20 protein-coding genes are annotated in these 18,301 nt (G+C 65.2%); 11 read left to right on the top strand and 9 right to left on the bottom strand.

What is annotated here, in order from left to right:
* Window positions 1–156: 156 nt before the first annotated feature.
* The 3 genes from ACO6D5_RS07665 to ACO6D5_RS07655 all read right to left on the bottom strand — a co-directional run bounded on the left by ACO6D5_RS07665 (window position 157) and on the right by ACO6D5_RS07655 (window position 1,979).
* Window positions 157–582 carry an organic hydroperoxide resistance protein gene (locus ACO6D5_RS07665; RefSeq protein ID WP_006224765.1) on the bottom strand — a complete coding sequence of 142 codons (426 nt, stop codon included), beginning with the start codon at window positions 580–582 and terminating at the stop codon, window positions 157–159.
* 163 nt (window positions 583–745) lie between these two features.
* Window positions 746–1,207 (bottom strand): MarR family winged helix-turn-helix transcriptional regulator, encoded by a 462-nt coding sequence (locus tag ACO6D5_RS07660; protein ID WP_315845249.1) that lies wholly within the window; start codon window positions 1,205–1,207, stop codon window positions 746–748.
* Window positions 1,208–1,271: 64 nt separating this feature from the next.
* The gene (locus ACO6D5_RS07655; protein WP_315845248.1) at window positions 1,272–1,979 is read right to left on the bottom strand and encodes a cyclic nucleotide-binding domain-containing protein; all 708 of its coding nucleotides are present in this window, start codon (window positions 1,977–1,979) and stop codon (window positions 1,272–1,274) included.
* A gap of 169 nt (window positions 1,980–2,148) precedes the next feature.
* On the opposite strand from ACO6D5_RS07655, the gene ACO6D5_RS07650 reads away from it, so the two are divergent.
* The 7 genes from ACO6D5_RS07650 to ACO6D5_RS07620 all read left to right on the top strand — a co-directional run bounded on the left by ACO6D5_RS07650 (window position 2,149) and on the right by ACO6D5_RS07620 (window position 10,705).
* Window positions 2,149–4,125, top strand: a complete 1,977-nt coding sequence (locus ACO6D5_RS07650) for an AMP-dependent synthetase/ligase (protein WP_485825051.1) — start codon at window positions 2,149–2,151, stop codon at window positions 4,123–4,125.
* Window positions 4,126–4,130: 5 nt separating this feature from the next.
* The gene (locus tag ACO6D5_RS07645; protein ID WP_485825050.1) at window positions 4,131–4,928 is read left to right on the top strand and encodes an ABC transporter ATP-binding protein; all 798 of its coding nucleotides are present in this window, start codon (window positions 4,131–4,133) and stop codon (window positions 4,926–4,928) included.
* Between the two features lie 11 nt (window positions 4,929–4,939).
* Entirely contained in the window at window positions 4,940–5,869 is a 930-nt protein-coding gene (locus tag ACO6D5_RS07640; RefSeq protein ID WP_006224770.1) for a branched-chain amino acid ABC transporter permease, read from the top strand.
* A gap of 25 nt (window positions 5,870–5,894) precedes the next feature.
* A complete protein-coding gene (locus ACO6D5_RS07635; RefSeq protein ID WP_006224771.1) occupies window positions 5,895–6,959 on the top strand; it encodes a branched-chain amino acid ABC transporter permease in 1,065 nt (354 codons plus the stop codon).
* 139 nt (window positions 6,960–7,098) lie between these two features.
* Window positions 7,099–8,439, top strand: a complete 1,341-nt coding sequence (locus ACO6D5_RS07630) for an ABC transporter substrate-binding protein (protein WP_315845245.1) — start codon at window positions 7,099–7,101, stop codon at window positions 8,437–8,439.
* A 60-nt stretch (window positions 8,440–8,499) separates the two neighbouring features.
* Window positions 8,500–9,354, top strand: a complete 855-nt coding sequence (locus ACO6D5_RS07625) for an ATP-binding cassette domain-containing protein (protein ID WP_315845244.1) — start codon at window positions 8,500–8,502, stop codon at window positions 9,352–9,354.
* 82 nt (window positions 9,355–9,436) lie between these two features.
* Window positions 9,437–10,705, top strand: coding sequence for a phenylacetate--CoA ligase family protein (locus ACO6D5_RS07620; RefSeq protein ID WP_315845243.1), 1,269 nt, complete (start codon window positions 9,437–9,439; stop codon window positions 10,703–10,705).
* A 7-nt stretch (window positions 10,706–10,712) separates the two neighbouring features.
* On the opposite strand, the gene ACO6D5_RS07615 is transcribed toward ACO6D5_RS07620, so the two are convergent.
* Genes ACO6D5_RS07615 through ACO6D5_RS07600 form a run of 4 tightly spaced genes read right to left on the bottom strand, consistent with a single transcriptional unit; the run spans window position 10,713 to window position 13,163 of the window.
* Window positions 10,713–11,960, bottom strand: coding sequence for an FAD-dependent oxidoreductase (locus tag ACO6D5_RS07615; protein ID WP_315845242.1), 1,248 nt, complete (start codon window positions 11,958–11,960; stop codon window positions 10,713–10,715).
* Window positions 11,961–11,978: 18 nt separating this feature from the next.
* Window positions 11,979–12,398 carry a DUF6691 family protein gene (locus ACO6D5_RS07610; protein ID WP_485825049.1) on the bottom strand — a complete coding sequence of 140 codons (420 nt, stop codon included), beginning with the start codon at window positions 12,396–12,398 and terminating at the stop codon, window positions 11,979–11,981.
* 1 nt (window position 12,399) lies between these two features.
* Complete coding sequence (locus ACO6D5_RS07605) at window positions 12,400–12,831, bottom strand: YeeE/YedE family protein (RefSeq protein WP_485825048.1); 432 nt, start codon at window positions 12,829–12,831, stop codon at window positions 12,400–12,402.
* Complete coding sequence (locus ACO6D5_RS07600; RefSeq protein ID WP_315845239.1) at window positions 12,828–13,163, bottom strand: metalloregulator ArsR/SmtB family transcription factor; 336 nt, start codon at window positions 13,161–13,163, stop codon at window positions 12,828–12,830. Before ACO6D5_RS07600 ends, ACO6D5_RS07605 begins: the two co-directional genes overlap by 4 nt.
* Window positions 13,164–13,263: 100 nt before the next feature.
* Between ACO6D5_RS07600 and ACO6D5_RS07595 the strand changes: the two genes are divergently transcribed.
* From ACO6D5_RS07595 to ACO6D5_RS07580, 4 genes are all read left to right on the top strand, one after another.
* The gene (locus ACO6D5_RS07595; protein WP_315845238.1) at window positions 13,264–14,118 is read left to right on the top strand and encodes an MBL fold metallo-hydrolase; all 855 of its coding nucleotides are present in this window, start codon (window positions 13,264–13,266) and stop codon (window positions 14,116–14,118) included.
* Between the two features lie 86 nt (window positions 14,119–14,204).
* Window positions 14,205–15,671, top strand: coding sequence for a polyphosphate:AMP phosphotransferase (gene pap / locus ACO6D5_RS07590; RefSeq protein ID WP_315845237.1), 1,467 nt, complete (start codon window positions 14,205–14,207; stop codon window positions 15,669–15,671).
* A gap of 23 nt (window positions 15,672–15,694) precedes the next feature.
* On the top strand, window positions 15,695–16,144 hold the full coding sequence (locus tag ACO6D5_RS07585) for a GNAT family N-acetyltransferase (RefSeq protein WP_315845236.1): 450 nt from the start codon (window positions 15,695–15,697) through the stop codon (window positions 16,142–16,144).
* The gene (locus tag ACO6D5_RS07580) at window positions 16,141–16,605 is read left to right on the top strand and encodes an HIT domain-containing protein (protein ID WP_315845235.1); all 465 of its coding nucleotides are present in this window, start codon (window positions 16,141–16,143) and stop codon (window positions 16,603–16,605) included. Before ACO6D5_RS07585 ends, ACO6D5_RS07580 begins: the two co-directional genes overlap by 4 nt.
* 28 nt (window positions 16,606–16,633) lie before the next feature.
* Here ACO6D5_RS07580 and ACO6D5_RS07575 read toward each other — a convergent pair whose 3' ends face one another.
* Together ACO6D5_RS07575 and ACO6D5_RS07570 are read right to left on the bottom strand one after the other, a co-directional pair.
* On the bottom strand, window positions 16,634–17,788 hold the full coding sequence (locus ACO6D5_RS07575; RefSeq protein WP_485825047.1) for a glycosyltransferase family 4 protein: 1,155 nt from the start codon (window positions 17,786–17,788) through the stop codon (window positions 16,634–16,636).
* Entirely contained in the window at window positions 17,769–18,164 is a 396-nt protein-coding gene (locus ACO6D5_RS07570; protein ID WP_315845233.1) for a hydrogenase, read from the bottom strand. The genes ACO6D5_RS07575 and ACO6D5_RS07570 overlap by 20 nt, the downstream gene beginning before the upstream one ends.
* Window positions 18,165–18,301 lie beyond the last annotated feature (137 nt).

Genomic DNA, 18,301 nt, shown 5'->3' with positions numbered 1-18,301 from the left:
GAATCTGAAGGCAGCGGCCGCAGGCCGCAACGAAGATGACGAGGGGGAAGTCCGGAGCGAAGGCTCCGGACCGCAATCGTGGGCGCGCGCCATCAGGCCGACCCCGCCGTCGGGCAACCTACGAAGCTCACCCACCCGCCCAAAAGCACACAAAGATCAGACAATCGTCAACGTCACATCAATATTGCCACGCGTAGCATTCGAGTAAGGGCAAACGATATGCGCCGCGGCCACCAGCTTCTCGGCCAACTCACGCTCCATGCCCGGCAACGAAATCTTCAATTCGACTTCGATGCCGAATCCGGTCGGGATCGGGCCGATGCCGACGATGCCGTTCACCGACACGTCCGACGGGATGGCGATCTTGTCGCGGCCGCCGACGAACTTCATGGCGCCCAGGAAGCAGGCCGAGTAACCCACGGCGAACAGTTGTTCCGGGTTGGTGCCGGCCGCGCCTGCGCCGCCCAGTTCACGGGGCGTGGTCAGCTTGACGTCGAGGTTGCCGTCGTCGCTGACGCCACGGCCTTCACGGCCGCCGGTTGCGGTGGCATTGGCGCGGTAGAGGACTTTTTCGATAGACATGGTGCGTTTCCTTGGTAGGATGAAAGTTGAACTGCCTCGCCTGGCGGGCCCTCCCGCGCTGGCGTTTACCGATGACATGCAAACCTGCTGACTACATTAATAGCACACAATTAGATCGTGCACTATTTATTTAATCGGATGACGGCTCGCGTCGTCCGTTACTTCAAATACTGTCGGCCAGCTTTTCCCGCAGCGCGTGCAGCGTCTTCATCATGCCTTGCGCCTCGTCCAGCGTGCATTGTGCTGCACCCGCGATGGCGTGGGGCACGGCTTGGGCCTGCTCGCGCAGGTCGCGGCCTTGCTTGGTCAGCGACACGATCACCTGGCGCTCATCGTCGACGGCACGCTTGCGGCTGACCAGGCCTGCGGCTTCCAGGCGCTTCAATAGCGGCGTGAGCGTCGCGGAATCCAGGAACAGGCGGTCGCCGATATCCGTCACCGTTATCTCGTCGCCCTCCCACAGCACCAGCATCACCAGGTACTGCGGATAGGTCAGGTCCAGACCGCGCAGCAGCTTGCGGTACACCTTGTTCATCGCCAACGAGGTCGAGTACAGGGCGAAACACAGCTGGCTGTCCAGCAGCAGCGGGTTGAATGCGCCTTTGGGTTTGGATCTGGATTTCATTGCGCAATATTAAATAGCGCACTATTTATCGTCAAGCGCTTTTTCAAAAGAAATTCGAGCCCGCTCAGATCGCCGGCTCGCCCTCGATCGCGCTGCGGTCGGATCCGTACAGTTTCAGGCCTTCAAGATCCAGCACGCGGACGGCGCCGTACTCCACGTTCAAGAGGCCCGCCTCTTCCAGCTTGCGCAGCGCCTGGTTCGCGCGCTGGCGCGACACCCGGGCCAGATAGCCGACTTCTTCCTGGGTAATGGTCAGGCGCATCCCCATGCCGGGGTACAGCAAAGGGTTGAAGAGCTCGGCCAGGCAGCGGGCCACGCGCGCATCCGGATCCAGCAGGCGGTCGTACTCCGCCTTGCCGATGAACTGCGCCACGCGCTCGTTCAGTTGATGGAGCAGGTAGCGGTTGAACGGGATGCTGGTGTCCAGCAACCAATCGAACGTGGGGGCCGGCAAGCGCGCCACCACCGAATCGCGCAGCGCGACGATGTCGTATTTGCGGACTTCGCGTTTCAGCAAGGAGCCTTCGCCGATCCAGCCGCCGGCGGGCACGCCGGTCAGCGACGCGACCTTGCCTTCGGCATTGCCGACCGACACCTTGACCAGTCCGGCCAATACGCCAATCCAAGCCTGGGCGAGTTCACCTTTGCGCTCTATGATCGATCCGGCAACGGCTTGCTGCACGGTCAGGTCCCGCTCGACGCGCGTTTGCTGTTCGGCGTTGAGCAAACGGAACCAGGCCGCGGCGAGTTGCAGGGAGTCGGCTAGCTGCATCGGGAATACCCTAAAAGTTCCTTGAATGTCGCGATGGTGACAGTTGGTAGCAACCCAACCTTATACCTTAACTCCTGCCGTAAATCTAAAACCAACTGGTCAAGCCCTTCATCGCCACTGCCGCTCCCGCGGCCCCCTGGCGCGATGTGCCCAAACCGGAGGAGACAACGTGGCACATTCATCGCCCGCATCTGCACAGGTGCCGGCGGCGCTGGACACCTTTCCAGCGCTGCTGTTCGCGCATGCCAAGGTTCGTGGGTCGCGGCCCGCGATACGTGAGAAAGATCTGGGGATCTGGCAAACCCTTACGTGGTCCGACGTGGCCGAACATGTCCGGCACGTGGCGAACGGCCTTGCCTCGTTGGGCATCCGTCCCGGGATGCACGTGGCAGTCATCGGTGAAAACCGTCCGCGCCTGTACATGGCGATGATGGCCGCGCAGTCGCTGGGCGCGATCCCCGTTCCGCTCTACCAGGATGCCGTCGCGCAAGAAATGGTCTACGTGCTGCAGGACGCCGAGATCAGCGTGGCCGTCGTGGAAGACCAGGAACAGGTCGACAAGATGCTGGAAGTGCGCGAGCAGTGCCCGGCGTTGAAGCACGTGGTGTTCGACGATCCGCGCGGCCTGCGCCATTACGCGGATGCCATGCTGCTGTCCTATGAGAAGCTGGAAACGCTAGGCCAGGAATACGCGGCCCAGCACGCTGACTACCTTGACCGCGCCATCGCCGCCGTGCAGCCGCACGACCCGGCCGCCATGTTCTATACCTCGGGCACCACGGGGAAACCCAAAGGCGTGGTGCTGACCCACCATGCGTTGATCGACCGCGCACGCGCCGTATCCGACATGGAGAAGCTGACCGACCAGGAAGACGTGCTGGCGTACCTGCCGCCCGCGTGGATCGGCCAGAACATGTTCTCGTACACGCAGCTGCTGGTCACGGGCTTTACCGTGAACCATCCCGAATCGCCCGACACCGTGTCGATCGACATGCGCGACATCGGCCCGACCTACTACTTCGCGCCGCCGCGCGTGCTGGAAGGCCTGCTGACGCATGTGATGATCCGCATGGAAGACGCGGGCTTCATCAAGCGCAAGTTGTTCGGCGCCTGCATGAACCTGGCGCGCCGCGTGGGCACCAAGATTCTGGACGGCGAATCCGTCAACGCCTGGGACCGCCTGCGTTACGCACTGGGCAACGTCTTGATCTACGGCCCCTTGCGCAACGCGCTGGGCATGAGCCGCGTGCGCGTGGCCTACACCGCGGGCGAGGCCATCGGCCCCGACCTGTTCGTCTTCTACCGTTCCATCGGCATCAACCTGAAGCAGCTGTACGGCTCCACTGAAACGTCCGTGTTCGTGTGCGTGCAGCCCGACGGCCACGTGCGCGACGATACCGTCGGCCCGCCGGTGGCCGGCGTCGAGATCCGCGTGGCGGACAACGGCGAGATCCTGGTCAAGAGCCCTGGCCTATTCAAGGAGTACTACCGCAACCCGGACGCCACGGCCGAAGCGCGCAGCGCCGATGGCTGGTTCCATACCGGCGACGCGGGCTACCTGGACACCGACGGCCAGTTGAAGATCATCGACCGCGCCAAAGACGTGGGCAAGCTGGCCAATGGCAGCCTGTTCGCGCCCAAGTACATCGAGAACAAGCTCAAGTTCTTCCCGCACATCAAGGAGGCCGTGGCCTTCGGCGCCGACCGCGACGACGTCTGCGCCTTCATCAACATCGACCTGGAAGCCGTAGGCAACTGGGCCGAGCGCCGCGGACTGCCCTACGCCGGCTATACCGACCTGGCGGCCAAGGACGAGGTCTATCAGCTGATCGCTGAATGCGTGGAGCAGGTCAATGCCGATCTGGCCACCGACCCGAAGCTGTCGGCCTCGCAGGTCAGCCGCTTCCTGATCCTGCACAAGGAACTCGACCCGGACGACGACGAGCTGACCCGCACGCGCAAGGTGCGCCGTGCTTTCATCGCGCAAAAGTACGGTGTCCTGATCGACGCCCTCTTCGGCGGCAAGCAATCGCAGTTCATCGAGACCGAAGTGAAGTTCGAAGACGGACGCTCCGGCAAGATCTCGGCCGACCTGAAGATCCGCCCCGTCAAGACGTTCCCCGCCATCACTGCCAAGGCCGCGTAGAGATCATGAGCAACAACGACCGCGACCAGCGTATCGGCGACGTCATGCTGGACATGCAGAACATCTCCTTGTCTTTCGGCGGCGTCAAGGCGCTGACGGACATTTCCTTCAATGTGCGCGAGCACGAGATCCGCGCCATCATCGGCCCCAACGGCGCGGGCAAGAGTTCGATGCTGAACGTCATCAACGGCGTCTACACGCCGCAGCAAGGCGGCATCGCGTTCCGGGGCGAGCGCTTCTCGAAGATGAACCCGCGCCGCGCCGCCGAAATGGGCATCGCGCGCACGTTCCAGAACCTGGCCTTGTTCAAGGGCATGAGCGTGCTGGACAACATCATGACAGGCCGCAACCTGCGCATGAAGTGCGGGCTGCTGTCGCAAGCCTTCCGGCTGGGACCGGCCGAGCGCGAAGAGACCCTGCACCGCGAATTCGTCGAGAACATCGTCGACTTCCTGGAGATCCAGGCCTATCGCAAGACGCCCGTCGGACGCCTGCCCTATGGCCTGCAAAAGCGCGTGGACCTGGGGCGCGCGTTGGCGATGGAGCCGCGCCTGCTGCTACTGGACGAGCCGATGGCCGGCATGAACATCGAGGAAAAGCAGGACATGAGCCGCTTCATCCTGGATGTGAACGACGAGTTCGGCACGACCATCGTGCTGATCGAGCACGACATGGGCGTGGTCATGGACATCTCGGACCGCGTGGTGGTGCTGGACTACGGCAAGAAGATCGGCGACGGGCGTCCGGACGAAGTCCGCGCGAATGAAGACGTCATCCGCGCCTACCTCGGCGTCTCGCACTAAGGCGAACAGACATGGGATTTTTTCTAGAGACCTTATTCGGCGGCCTGATGAGCGGCATGATGTATGCGCTGATCGGCCTGGGCTTCGTCCTCATCTTCAAGGCATCGGGCGTCTTCAACTTCGCCCAAGGCGCGATGGTGCTGGTCGCGGCCCTGTCCATGGCGCGCTTTTCGGAGTGGATACCGCGTTGGCTCGGCTTTGACAACATGATCCTGGCGAACGTGCTGGCGTTCATCGTCAGCGCCATGGTGATGTTCCTCTTGGCGGTCGCCATCGAACGTTTCGTGCTGCGCCATCTGGTCAACCAGGAAGCTACGACGCTGCTGATGGCCACGCTGGGCATCAGCTATTTCCTGGATGGCCTGGGCCAGATCACGTTCGGCAGCTCGGTGTATTCCATCAACGTGGGCATGCCCAAGGATCCGATGATGATCCTGGACACCGTCTTCGAAGGCGGGCTGCTCATCAACCTGGAAGACCTGACGGCCGCCGTCATCGCCGCCCTGCTGGTGGCGGTGCTGGCGCTGTTCTTCCAGTACACCTCGACCGGCCGCGCGCTGCGCGCCGTGGCCGACGACCACCAGGCCGCGCAGTCCATCGGCATCCCGCTGAACCGCATCTGGGTGATCGTGTGGTGCGTGGCGGGCCTGGTCGCGCTGGTGGCCGGCATCATCTGGGGGTCGAAGTTCGGCGTGCAGTTCACGCTGTCCACCGCGGCGCTGCGCGCGTTGCCGGTGGTGATCCTGGGCGGCCTGACGTCGGTGCCGGGCGCCATCCTGGGCGGCCTGATCATCGGCGTGGGGGAAAAGCTGTCCGAGGTCTACCTGGGGTCGCTCGTGGGCGGCGGTATCGAAATCTGGTTCGCCTATGTGCTGGCGCTGGTGTTCCTGCTGTTCCGTCCGCAAGGGCTGTTCGGCGAGAAGATCATCGACCGCGTGTAACCACCAGGCCCTCTAGGATAAAAACATGTTCTATCGCGAAAACGGCCAATTCAAGACCAGCTACCGGGCCGACCAGCAGATCTTTCCGATCCGCCAGGACCGCATCTTCATCTGGCTGCTGCTGGCCGTGGCGTTCATCGCCGTGCCGGCGCTGTCGTCCGACTACCTGCTGCGCGCCATCCTGATCCCGTTCCTGATCCTGTCCTTGGCCGCCGTCGGCCTGAACATCCTGGTCGGGTACTGCGGCCAGATCTCGCTGGGCACCGGCGCCTTCATGGCGGTGGGCGCGTACGCGGCCTGGAACTTCGGCGTGCGCTTTCCCGGCATGCCGCTGGTCATCCAGATCCTGCTGGGCGGCTGCTTCGCCACGATCGTGGGCGTGATCTTCGGCATCCCCAGCCTGCGCATCCGGGGCCTGTACCTGGCTGTCGCCACGCTGGCCGCGCAATTCTTCGTGGACTGGGCCTTCCTGCGCATCCCGTTCTTCACCAACTACTCGTCGTCGGGCAACGTGTCGGTGCCGCCGCTGACGGCCTTCGGCCTGCCCGTGCAGAGCGCGCTGGAGAAGTACCTGTTCGTGCTGATCCTGGTGGTGATCTTCAGCCTGCTTGCCAAGAATCTGGTGCGCGGCGCCATCGGCCGCCAGTGGATGGCGATCCGCGACATGGACGTGGCGGCATCGGTCATCGGCATCCGGCCCATGTACGCCAAGCTCACCGCGTTCGCGGTCAGCTCGTTCATCGTCGGCGTGGCCGGCGCCTTGTGGGGCTACATCCACCTGGGTTCCTGGGAGCCGCTGGCGTTCGACCTGACGCGTTCGTTCCAGCTGCTGTTCATGGTGATCATTGGCGGGCTCGGGTCGATCATCGGCAGCTTCTTCGGCGCGGCCTTCATCGTGCTGGTGCCCGTGGCGCTGTCGAACATCCCGCACGCGCTCGGCATCCCGCTGTCGGTGGACACCGCCGCGCACATCGAACACATGGTGTTCGGCGCGCTGATCGTGTTCTTCCTGATCGCGGAACCGCACGGGCTGGCGCGTTTGTGGAGCATCGGCAAAGAGAAGCTGCGCATTTGGCCGTTCCCACATTGACCGTATTTTTGATTTCGCATTGATTTCTGCGGACCGTGGCGGCAAAAGTGCCGCGGCCCACATCCTGAATACCCGGCTCAAGACCGGGCCAATCCCGGTGTCCCAGGGTTTACTGCCCCAAACACCACGCAGGAGGTAAATGGAGATGAAGCGTCTTAACCTGAAGTTGGCGGCAGCCCTGGTGGCCGCAGCCGGCGCCGTCGGCGCCGTGGCCACGCCGGCAATGGCGGCCGAAGAGCAGTTCGTTCCGTTGCTGGTGTATCGCACCGGGTCGTTCGCGCCGCTGGGCATTCCCTGGGCAGATGGCAAGCTGGACTACCTGAAGCTGGTCAACGAGCGCGATGGCGGCGTCAACGGCGTCAAGATCACGTACGAAGAATGCGAAACCGCCTACGCCACCGACCGCGGCGTGGAATGCTATGAGCGCCTGAAGGGCAAGGGCACCGGGGCCTCGGGCTTCGACACCCAGTCCACCGGCATCACGTTCGCGGTCAGCGACAAGGCCATGGTCGACAAGGTGCCCGTCGAAACGATGGGCTACGGCCTGTCGCAATCGGTGGACGGCAGCGTCTTCGAGTGGAACTTCCCGCTCCTGGGCACGTACTGGACCGCGGCCGACGTGATGATCCAGGACATCGCCAAGAAAGAAGGCGGCATGGACAAGCTCAAGGGCAAGAAGATCGCCCTGGTCTATCACGACTCGCCCTACGGCAAGGAGCCGATCCCGCTGCTGCAGAAGCGCGCCGCCAAGGAAGGCTTCGAGCTGGTGCTGTATCCGGTGACGGCGCCGGGCGTGGAGCAGAAGTCCACGTGGCTGCAGATCCGCCAGGCGCGTCCGGCCTATGTGCTGCTGTGGAGCGCGGGCATCATGACGCCCACCGCCATCCGCGAAGCGCAGGCCAGCGGCTACCCGCGCGACAAGATGTACGCGATCTGGTGGGCCGGCTCCGAAGGCGACGTGAAGGACCTGGGCGATGTCGCCAAGGGCTACAACGCCATCACCGTGCACAACAGCGGCGCCGAGCACGACAAGGTCTATGACGACTTGAAGAAGTACGTCTACGACAAGGGCCAGGGCTCGGACAAGACGGCCAAGAACACGCTGGGCACCATCGCCCACACGCGCGGCATGATGATTTCGATGCTGCAGGTGGAAGCGATCCGCACGGCGCAGGAGAAGTACGGCAAGGGCAAGGCATTGACGCCCGACCAGGTGCGTTGGGGCTTCGAGAACCTGAACCTGACGCAAGAGAAGCTGGACAAGCTGGGCTTTGGCCAGATCATGCGCCCGGTGAAGACCTCGTGCAGCAACCACAAGGGCGACGACTGGGCCCGCATCGTGCAGTGGGACGGCGCCAAGTTCAAGGTCGCCTCCGACTGGTATCAGGCCGACAAGACCATTCTGGACCCGATGGTCAAGGAAGCCGCGGCCAAGTACGCCAAGGAAAAGAACATCACGCCCCGCACTTGCGAGAACTGATGTGAACCGGCGGCGGGCGCCTTCGCCGGCGCCCGCCGCCACCACGCCGCAGGAACCGTCATGACCGCTGCAACAACTGCTGCAACCATCGCCCCTTCCCCCGCCGAAGCGCCCAATGTGCTGCTCGACGTGAACGGGATCGAGGTGATCTACAACCACGTGATCCTGGTGCTCAAGGGCGTGTCCCTGCAGGTGCCCGAAGGCAAGATCGTCGCGCTGCTGGGCGCCAACGGCGCGGGCAAGACCACGACCTTGCGCGCCATCTCGAACCTGCTCAAGGGCGAGCGCGGCGACGTCACCAAGGGCCATATCCAATACCGCGGCCAGCGCATCGAACGGCTGAGCCCGGCGGAACTGGTCAAGCGCGGCGTCGTGCAGGTAATGGAAGGCCGGCATTGCTTTGCCCACCTGACCATCGAAGAGAACCTGTTGACCGGCGCCTACACCCGCAGCATGAGCCGCGGCGACACCGCAGCCGCGCTGGAACGCGTCTACCAGTATTTCCCGCGATTGAAGCAGCGCCGCGCCAGCCAGTCCGGCTACACGTCGGGCGGCGAACAGCAGATGACCGCCATCGGCCGCGCGCTGATGGCCAACCCAAACATGATCCTGCTGGACGAACCGTCCATGGGCCTGGCCCCGCAGATCGTGGAAGAGATTTTCGAGATCGTGCGCGACCTGAACCAGCGCGAACGCGTGAGCTTCCTGCTGGCTGAACAGAACACCAATATCGCGCTGCGCTATGCCGACTACGGCTACATCCTGGAAAACGGGCGCGTGATGATGGACGGCGCCGCGCAGGACCTGGCCCAGAACGAGGACGTCAAGGAGTTCTACCTGGGCATTTCCAGCGGCGAGAGAAAGAGTTTCCGCGACAACAAGTTCTACCGCCGCCGCAAACGCTGGCTGGCCTGATCCCTGGAGCGGCAGCGCCGGTGCGGACCGGCGCCCCGCCGGCAACGACACCGCAGTACGGCACACGAGAGGGTGCGATCCCATGTCCGAGTTTTTCGATGTCCTGGAAACCCGAGCGCCCGAGCAACGCGAGCGCGAGCTGATGGCCGCCTTGCCCGGCGCGATCACGCGGGCGATCGCGCGCGCCCCGGCGATCGCCGAACAGCTGCGCGGCATTGACCCCGCCACCATCACGTCGCGCGCGGCGCTGGCCCGCCTGCCCGTGCTGCGCAAGCACGAATTGCTGGAACGCCAGCAGCACAGCCGCGACGATGCGGCGGTGCCGGCCGGCCCGGCCAAGGCCTTCGGCGGTTTCTCCGCGATCGGCTGGGGCGAAGCGATGCGCGTCTTCGCCTCGCCTGGCCCCATCTACGAACCGGAAAGCGCGCGCGCGGACTACTGGCGTTTTGCGCGCGCCCTGTACGCGGCCGGCTTTCGCGCCGGAGAACTGGCGTACAACTGCTTTTCCTACCACTTCACCCCGGCCGGCTCCATGATGGAGACGGCGGCGCACGCCGTGGGCTGCACGGTGTTTCCCGGCGGCACGGGCCAGACCGAACAGCAGGTGCGCGCCATCCAAGATCTGGCGCCCAGCGGCTATACGGGCACGCCCAGCTTCCTGAAGATCATCCTGGAAAAATCCGACGAGCTGGGCGTGAAGCTGGATTCGCTGCGGCGCGCGCTGGTGTCGGGCGAAGCCTTCCCGCCATCGCTGCGCGACTGGCTGGCGGCCCGCGGCATCGAAGGCTACCAGGCCTACGGCAGCGCCGACCTGGGCATGATTGCCTTCGAGACGCCCGCCCGCCAGGGGCTGGTGCTGGGCGAAGACATCATCGTAGAAATCGTGCGCCCGGGCACCGGCGAGCCCGTGCCTGACGGCGAGGTGGGCGAAGTGGTCGTCACCACGTTGAATCCGGACTATCCGCTGGTGCGCTTCGGCACTGGCGACCTGTCGGCAGTCATGCCCGGCATATCGCCTTGCGGACGCACCAACACCCGCATCAAGGGCTGGATGGGCCGCGCGGACCAGACCACCAAGGTGCGCGGCATGTTCGTCCACCCCTCGCAGGTCGCGGACGTAGTGCGGCGCCACCCTGAAATCCTGCGCGCCCGCCTGGTCATCAGCGGCAGCACCGGATCGGACCGCATGGTGTTGAAGGTGGATTCGCGGGTGCGCGGCGAAGAGTTGTCCAACCGCATCGCCGAATCCGTGCGCGACGTGACCAAGCTGCGCGCTGACGTGGAATGGGTGGACGCCGACGGCCTGCCGAATGACGGCAAGGTCATCGACGACGTGCGCACCTACGAGTAGCGCGCCTTCAGTTGCCCAGCGGCCGCGCCAGCCATTCGCGGCCGCGCAGCATACCGTTCCAGTAGATCCACGGCAACAGCGTGGCCTTCAGGAACCAGGCGCTCTTGCGAGGCACTGTCGGGTCCAGCGGGAAGGTGGGCAGCAGCTTGCCTCCGTAGCCGAACTCGGCCAGCACGATGCGGCCGCGTTCGACCGTCAACGGGCATGAGCCGTAGCCGTCGTACGTGACGGGCATGGCGTGGCCTTCACGCATCGCGATCAGGTTTTCGGCCACGGTGACGATCTGCTTGCGCGCGGCGGCGGCCGTCTTGGCGTTACTGGTGCTGATGCCGTCGCCCAGGCCGAATACGTTGTCAAAACGCACATGCCGCAGGCTGCCGGGGTCGACCTCGCACCAGCCGGCCGCATCCGCCAGCGCGCTGTCGCGCACGACGTCATGCGGCACTTGCGGGGGCACGGCGTGCAGCATGTCGAAGGACTTCTCCACGCGCGACACGGCGCCGTCGGCGCCCTTGACATCGAACCAAGCCTTGCGCGCCGGCCCGTCCACCGCCACCAGCGCGGAATTGAACGCCAGGTCGATGCCATAGCTTTCGACGTAGCGCATCAGCGGCGGCACAAACGCGGGCACGCCGAACAGCGCCGCGCCCGCCAGGTCGAATTCGACATGCATGCGGTCCAGCACACCGGTCCGGCGCCAATGGTCGCAGGCCAGATACATCGCCTTTTGCGGCGCGCCAGCGCATTTGATCGGCATGGCGGGCTGGGTGAACAGCGCCTGCCCTTGCCGCATCGACCTCACGCGTTCCCAGGTGTAGGGCGCCAGGTCGTAGCGGTAGTTGGACGTCACCCCGTTCTGGCCCAGCGCGTCGGACAAGCCCTCGATCTTGTCCCAGGCCAGCCGCAGGCCGGGGCATACGATCAACTGCTGATACGTCACGCTGCCGCCGTCGGCCAGGCGCACCCGGTTTGCTTGCGGCTCGAAACCCGCGGCCGACGTATGGAGCCAGGTGGCCCGCGACGGCATCACCGAACGGGTCGGGCGCACGGTCTTCTTCACATCGAATGCGCCGCCCCCCACCAGCGTCCAGGCCGGCTGGTAATAGTGCTTGTCGCTGGGTTCGATCACCGCAATGCGCAAATCCGGCCGGCGCCGCAGCAAACTGGCGGTCACGCCGATGCCTGCCGCGCCTCCGCCCACCACCACGACATCGAAATCGGCGGATACGGTGGTTGCTGACTGTACCTGGGGCATGCTTGTCTCCGCGCCGGGTCACCGGCTTTTGAATGATTCAAACGCCGAGAATACCCCCATGCCGGCGATCATCGCGGCCACGAAGATCAGCGCCTCGGTCACGCCCGCCGATGCGGCCACCAGCGCCGGGCCCGGACAGAAGCCCGCCAGCCCCCAGCCCGCGCCGAACGCCAGGCTGCCCGCGGCCAGGCGCAGATCGATGCGAGTGGCCGTGGGCCAGCGCAGGGGCTCGCCTGACAGGCTGGCGCGTTGGCCGCGCAGCATCGCGAAACCCGCCGCCGTGGCGAGCACGGCGCCGCCCATCACAAAAGCCAGGGACGGGTCCCAGGCGCCGGCGACATCCAGGAAGCCCAGCACCTTGGCGGGGTTGGCCATCCCGGACACGATCAGGCCCAGTCCGAAGACCAGGCCCGACGCGAACGCGATCAACGCCGCCATGTCAGCTTCCCACCCCATGCCGCACGGCATAGACGGTGGCAAAGCCCGCCGCCATGAACAAGGCGGTCGCCACGAACGAACGGCGCGAGCCGCGCGACAAGCCGCAGACGCCGTGGCCGCTGGTGCAGCCCGACGCGAAACGCGTGCCGATGCCCACCAGCAGGCCCGCCAAGATCAGACGCGGTGTACCGGCCTCGACGACGACCGCCGGCAGCGCCGCGCCCAATTGATACAACCAGGGTGCCGCGCACAGGCCCAGCAGGAACGCCAAGCGCCACAGGCCGTCGCGCCGCGGCGGCAGCAAGCCGCCCAAGATGCCGCTGATGCCGGCGATGCGCCCAGCTCCTGCCATCAGCAACACGGCGGCGGCGCCGATCATCAGGCCGCCCGCCGTGGCCGACGCAGGCGTCAAGACGGACCAGTCCAGATTCACGTGAGTGACTCCATCGCGCGGCCGCAGTACAAACTGGATAGCGTCTTCATGACCTGACTGACTTCGAAGCTGGCCATCTGGTAGTAGACATACTTGCCGTCGCGGCGCGTCGAGACCAGCCCTTCGTCGCGCAACACGCCCAGCTGTTGGGACAAGGTCGGTTGGCGGATGCCGGTCAGCGATTCCAGTTCACTCACGTTGCGTTCGTTCTGCACCAGTTGGCACAGCAGCAGCAGGCGGTCTTCGTTGGCCAGCGCTTTGAGCAGCGCGCAGGCTTGGGCGGCGGATTCGCGCAGAACGGCTAGTTCGCAATCGGTCAGGGCGGCATTCATGAGGCGTATTGGCAGGTCAGGCAGTAGCGGATCATTATATTGACGGATAAATTATCAAACAATATTATTTAAATATATATATTGTTATCTGCCGGCGGCCATGACTCCCCACATCCAAGCCTTTTTCGATCCCGTCACCGCGACCGTCACCTACGTCGTGCACGACGGCAGCGTCTGCGCCATCATTGATTCGGTGCTGGATTACGACCCCAAATCCGGGCGCAGCAGCACCGCCAGCGCGGACCGCGTGGCGGCCTACGTGCGCCAAGCGGGGCTCACCACCCAATGGCTGCTGGAGACCCATGCCCATGCGGACCATTTGTCGGCCGCCCCCTATCTGCAGCGGCAGTTGGGCGGGGTCATCGCCATCGGGCAAAGCATCCGCACCGTGCAAGGCGTCTTCAAGCAGATCTTCAACCTGGAGCCCGAATTCCAGCTCGACGGCTCCCAGTTCGGCCACCTGTTCACCGACGGCGAGAGCTTCCGCATCGGCACACTGGAAGCCACGGCGATCCATGTGCCCGGCCACACGCCCGCCGACATGGCCTATCTGGTTGGCGATGCCGCATTCGTGGGCGACACGATGTTCATGCCGGATGTGGGCACCGCGCGCTGCGACTTCCCTGGCGGCGACGCCCATCAGCTGTACAGGTCGATCCAGCGGCTGCTGGGCCTGCCGGGCGGCACGCGGCTCTTCATGTGCCACGACTACCCGCCGGCGGGGCGCGAGGCCCACTGGCAGACGTCGGTCGCCGAACAGCGCGCCGCCAATATCCATGTGCATGACGGCATCAGCGAAGACGAGTTCGTCGCGATGCGCACCCGGCGCGACGCCACCCTGTCCATGCCCACCCTGATCCTGCCCGCCATCCAGGTGAACATCCGCGCCGGCCATTTCCCGCCGCCGGAGGACAACGGCGTGCGCTACCTGAAAATCCCCGTCGACGGCCTCTGACAGGCGCACCCCCGCCGCACTTGCGCGGCGGGCGCTTATCCCGCAAGATCGGCCGATCTCCCGATAGCCGACCAGACGGATCCCCCATGTTCGCAGAAGCCGAAGCCGACCCCAGCCTGTCCAAGGAAGCATTCAAACCGGTGGAAGCGCGGCTGCGCGTCGCCCTGTTGAACGCGCAATACCAGCGACTTGAAAAGGCGGAAAAGACGCTGCTGATCGTGGTGGCGGGGATCGACGGCGCCGGCAAGGGCGCCACGGTCAACCTGCTGAACGAATGGATGGACCCGCGCCACATCAAGACGCTGGCCTATGGCCCGCCCGAGGGCGACGAGCAGGACCGGCCGCCCTTCTGGCGCTACTGGAAAGACCTGCCCGCGAAGGGCAGCACGGGCATCGTGTTCGGTTCCTGGTATGCGCCGCTGATCATTGAATCGGCCCGCAAGAAGCCCAATCAGGACGCCATCGAGGCGCAATCCGCCGCGATCCGCCGCTTCGAATCCATGCTGGCCGCCGAAGGCGTGCAGATCGTCAAACTGTGGTTCCACCTGTCGGCCAAGGCGCAGAAGGAGCGGGCGCAGCGCCTGCTGGCCAGCCCCGAGACCTCGTGGCAGGTCAGCCCCGTGGACCTGAAGGTCTACAAGCGATACGACCGCATCCGCGCGGGCGGCCAGGTCGTGATTAACCACACCGACAGCGGCCATGCGCCCTGGGTGGTCATCCCCAGCGCCGACGAGAACTTGCGGTCGGCCCGCACGGCCGAGGCGGTGCTGGCGGCGATGCGCCAGCGCGGCGTGCCCCGTATTCCGCAATCGTTCCTGGCGCATTCCGCGCCCGCCCGCATTGTCGACCGCCTGGGCGAACTGGATTACGAAGCCCGCGTCGACAAGGGCGACTACGAGTCCGAACTTGGCCTCTTGCAAGGTCGGCTGGCACGCGCCGCACGTTCCAAGAAATTCCAGGATCGTTCGCTGGTGCTGGTGTTTGAAGGGCAGGACGCCGCCGGCAAGGGCGGCGCCATCCGGCGCGTGACCCATGCGCTGGACGCCCGGCAGTTCGACATCACGCCGGTCGCCGCCCCGAACAGCTATGAACTGTCGCGCCCCTATCTGTGGCGCTTCTGGCGGCAGTTGCCCCGCCATGGGCGCGTCGCGATCTTCGACCGGTCCTGGTATGGCCGCGTGCTGGTCGAGCGCGTCGAGAAGCTGACCGCGCCCGCCCATTGGCGCCGCGCGTACGCCGAAATCAACGACTTCGAGGAACAGCTGGCGGCCAGCGGTGCGATCGTGCTGAAATTCTGGCTGGCCGTCACGGCCGACGTGCAGCTGGAACGCTTCAAGGAACGCGAGAAATCGCCCTTCAAGAATTTCAAGATCACGCCCGACGACTGGCGCAACCGCGATAAATGGAAGGAATACGCGGCCGCGGCCAACGAGATGCTGGCCCGCACCGACGTCGCGCACGCGCCGTGGCATCTGGTGTCGGCCAACGACAAGCGCTACGCTCGCTTGCAAGTGCTGCGACACGTCGTCGAAGCGATGGAAAACCAACTCTGAATCCCGACAGGAGACCCTGCGCCATGAGTACCGCCGAAATCCGCCCCATCGTCGCCGCCGACTTCGAAGTCTGGCTGCCGCTGTGGAAGGGCTACCAGGAGTTCTACCGCGTCAGCATCGACGACGCGGTCACCCGCAACACCTGGGACCGCTTCTTGGACCCCGCCGAGCCGATGCACGCCGCGCTTGCCTACGACAGCGGCCGCGCCGTCGGCATGGTGCATTGGATTTTCCACCGTTCCACCTGGACGGCAGGCGACTACTGTTATCTGCAGGACCTGTACGTGGACCCGGACGTGCGCGGCACGGGCGCGGGCCGCAAGCTGATCGAACACGTCTACGCCCAGGCCGCCGCCAACAACTGCGCGCGCGTGTACTGGCTGACGCACGAGACCAACGCGACCGCGATGCAGCTGTACGACCGCATCGCGGACCGCTCCGGCTTCATTCAGTACCGCAAGGTGATGGCTTGAGCGCTCGCGACCCGAACTGCCCCCTGTGCCAGGAGGACGGCGGCACGCTGCTGTGGCGTGGCCCACACCTGCGCGTGATCGAAGTCGGCGATGCCGACTATCCCGGCTTCACGCGTGTGATCTGGAACGCCCACCTTGCGGAAATGACCAGCCTGTCCACGCACGGGCGCGATCTGCTGATGCGCGCTGTATATGCGGTGGAAGAAGCGCAGCAATCGGTGCTGGCGCCGGACAAGATCAATCTGGCGTCGCTGGGCAACATGGTGCCTCACCTGCATTGGCACGTGATTCCGCGCTGGCGCGGCGACCGCCACTTCCCCGACCCGATCTGGGCGGCCCCTCGCATCGCAGCCGGCTCGGAATCTGCACAATGGCACGACCAGCAAGCCCGTACCCAGGCCCTGCTGCCGCGCTACCGCAACCGCGTCATCGAAGCGATGAACGCGTTGCTCATGCACTGAGCGCCGGCGCCGGCCGGTAGCCCAGGACTCAGGCCGCGCGCACGGGCCGGCCCAACTCGGCCAGCCAGTGCGTGTAGACGCGCTCCACCTGACCGGCGGTGCGTTCGGCGGAAAACAGGCCTTGGCCGCGAATGAGCTCGCGGCCCGCGTCGCCCATGCGACGGCGCATGGCCGGGTCCGCCAGCAACGTTTCCAGCGCCACCGCCAGTGCGGCGGGATCGCGCGGCGGCACCAGCAGCCCGGTCTCGCCCGCCTGCATGGTTTCCGGCACGCCGCCCACATCCGTGCCGATGACGGGCACGCCCATCGCCGCCGCTTCGATGAACACCGTGCCCAGAGCTTCCCGGTGCGTGGGCAGCGCAAAGACGTCCAGGGCCATCAGCACGTTGCCGATATCCTGCCGGCGTCCGGTGAAATGCACCCGGTCCGCCAGCCCCAACGCAGACACCTTGGCCCGCAGCTGGTCGAACAAGGGCATGCCGTCGCCCACCAGAACCAGATGCGCCGACGGGAAGCGGGGGCAAACCCGGTGGAACGCGTCGATCAGGTCGCCGTGGCCCTTTTCGGCCCGCATCACGGCGACGCAACCCACCACCAGCGCATCCGGGGGAAGCCCCAATTCATCGCGCACGCTAGCGCCTTCCCGCAGCTGCGGCAATACGACCGGGGAGTGGATCGTCGCGACCGACTCCGGCCGCGCACCGCCATCCAGCAGTTGCTTGCGCACATAACGGCTGACGGCGATGACCCGATGCGCCAGCCAGGTATAGGCGTAGAGCGAGTTGATAGGCTTGGCCAGATGGCGCGTGCGCACGATCAACGGCGTGCCGGCCAGGCGCGCAGCGATGGCGGCCAGCACGGTGTCGCGGCGGCTGTGCGTGTTCACGACGTCGAACCGCTCGCGCCGCAGCAGGCGCCGCATGAAGATCACGCCGCGCAGGAAGTTGCCGGCACCGTCCATGACGATGCGGTGCACCGTGAAGCCGGCCTCGCTCAGGCGGTCCCCGAGCTCGGCCCCGGGCTGGCAGACCAGTTCCAGATGATGGCCACGCTCGCGCATGGCGATTATCTCTTTGTAGATGCAGAATTCCTGCCCGCCGAACGACGTGGCGGCCTCGGTATGCAGGATGCGCAGGCGGGCGCTTGCCTTGCCGGCTTGCGGTTCAGCGGGGGTGGGCATCATGGGCTGACTCGTCTTCAGCGGCGTTGAGATCGTTCCAGCTGCGGTTCTGGAACAACAGAAAGGCTTCAAGATAGGTGATGTCGTGCGGTTCCAGCGGAACAACGGATTGCGCCCGGCAATCGTGCGCGCACTCCGCCGCGGCCAGTTCGCGGCCGGTCCACACGCGGATTCGGCCGGTGCGGGACAGATCGAAGCGTGCCCCCTCGCGTTGCCACGTCAAAAGGCGCATGCTGGGCGCCAGGCGCTTGACGTCGTAGCGGCCGTGCGCAGGCTGACCTGCGGGAGGATCCAGGGCCTCGCCCACATCGACCAGACGACTCGTGGCGCCGGACTTTGCGGGCGTGTAGATCAACACCGATAGGGAAGGCAGGGTCATGTAGCTAGCAGGTGTCGCCAGGCGGCATCGCTTGCCACAAACTGGTCAAGATGTTCAAGAAAAAAGCCGTTTTAGAAATCGACTGAAATACTTATTACGCGTCGACGCACCGCGGATCGGAATTTAGTCGAAATCTC

Source organism: Achromobacter sp., from assembly GCF_057314935.1.
This window is presented reverse-complemented; position numbering and strand designations above follow the sequence as displayed.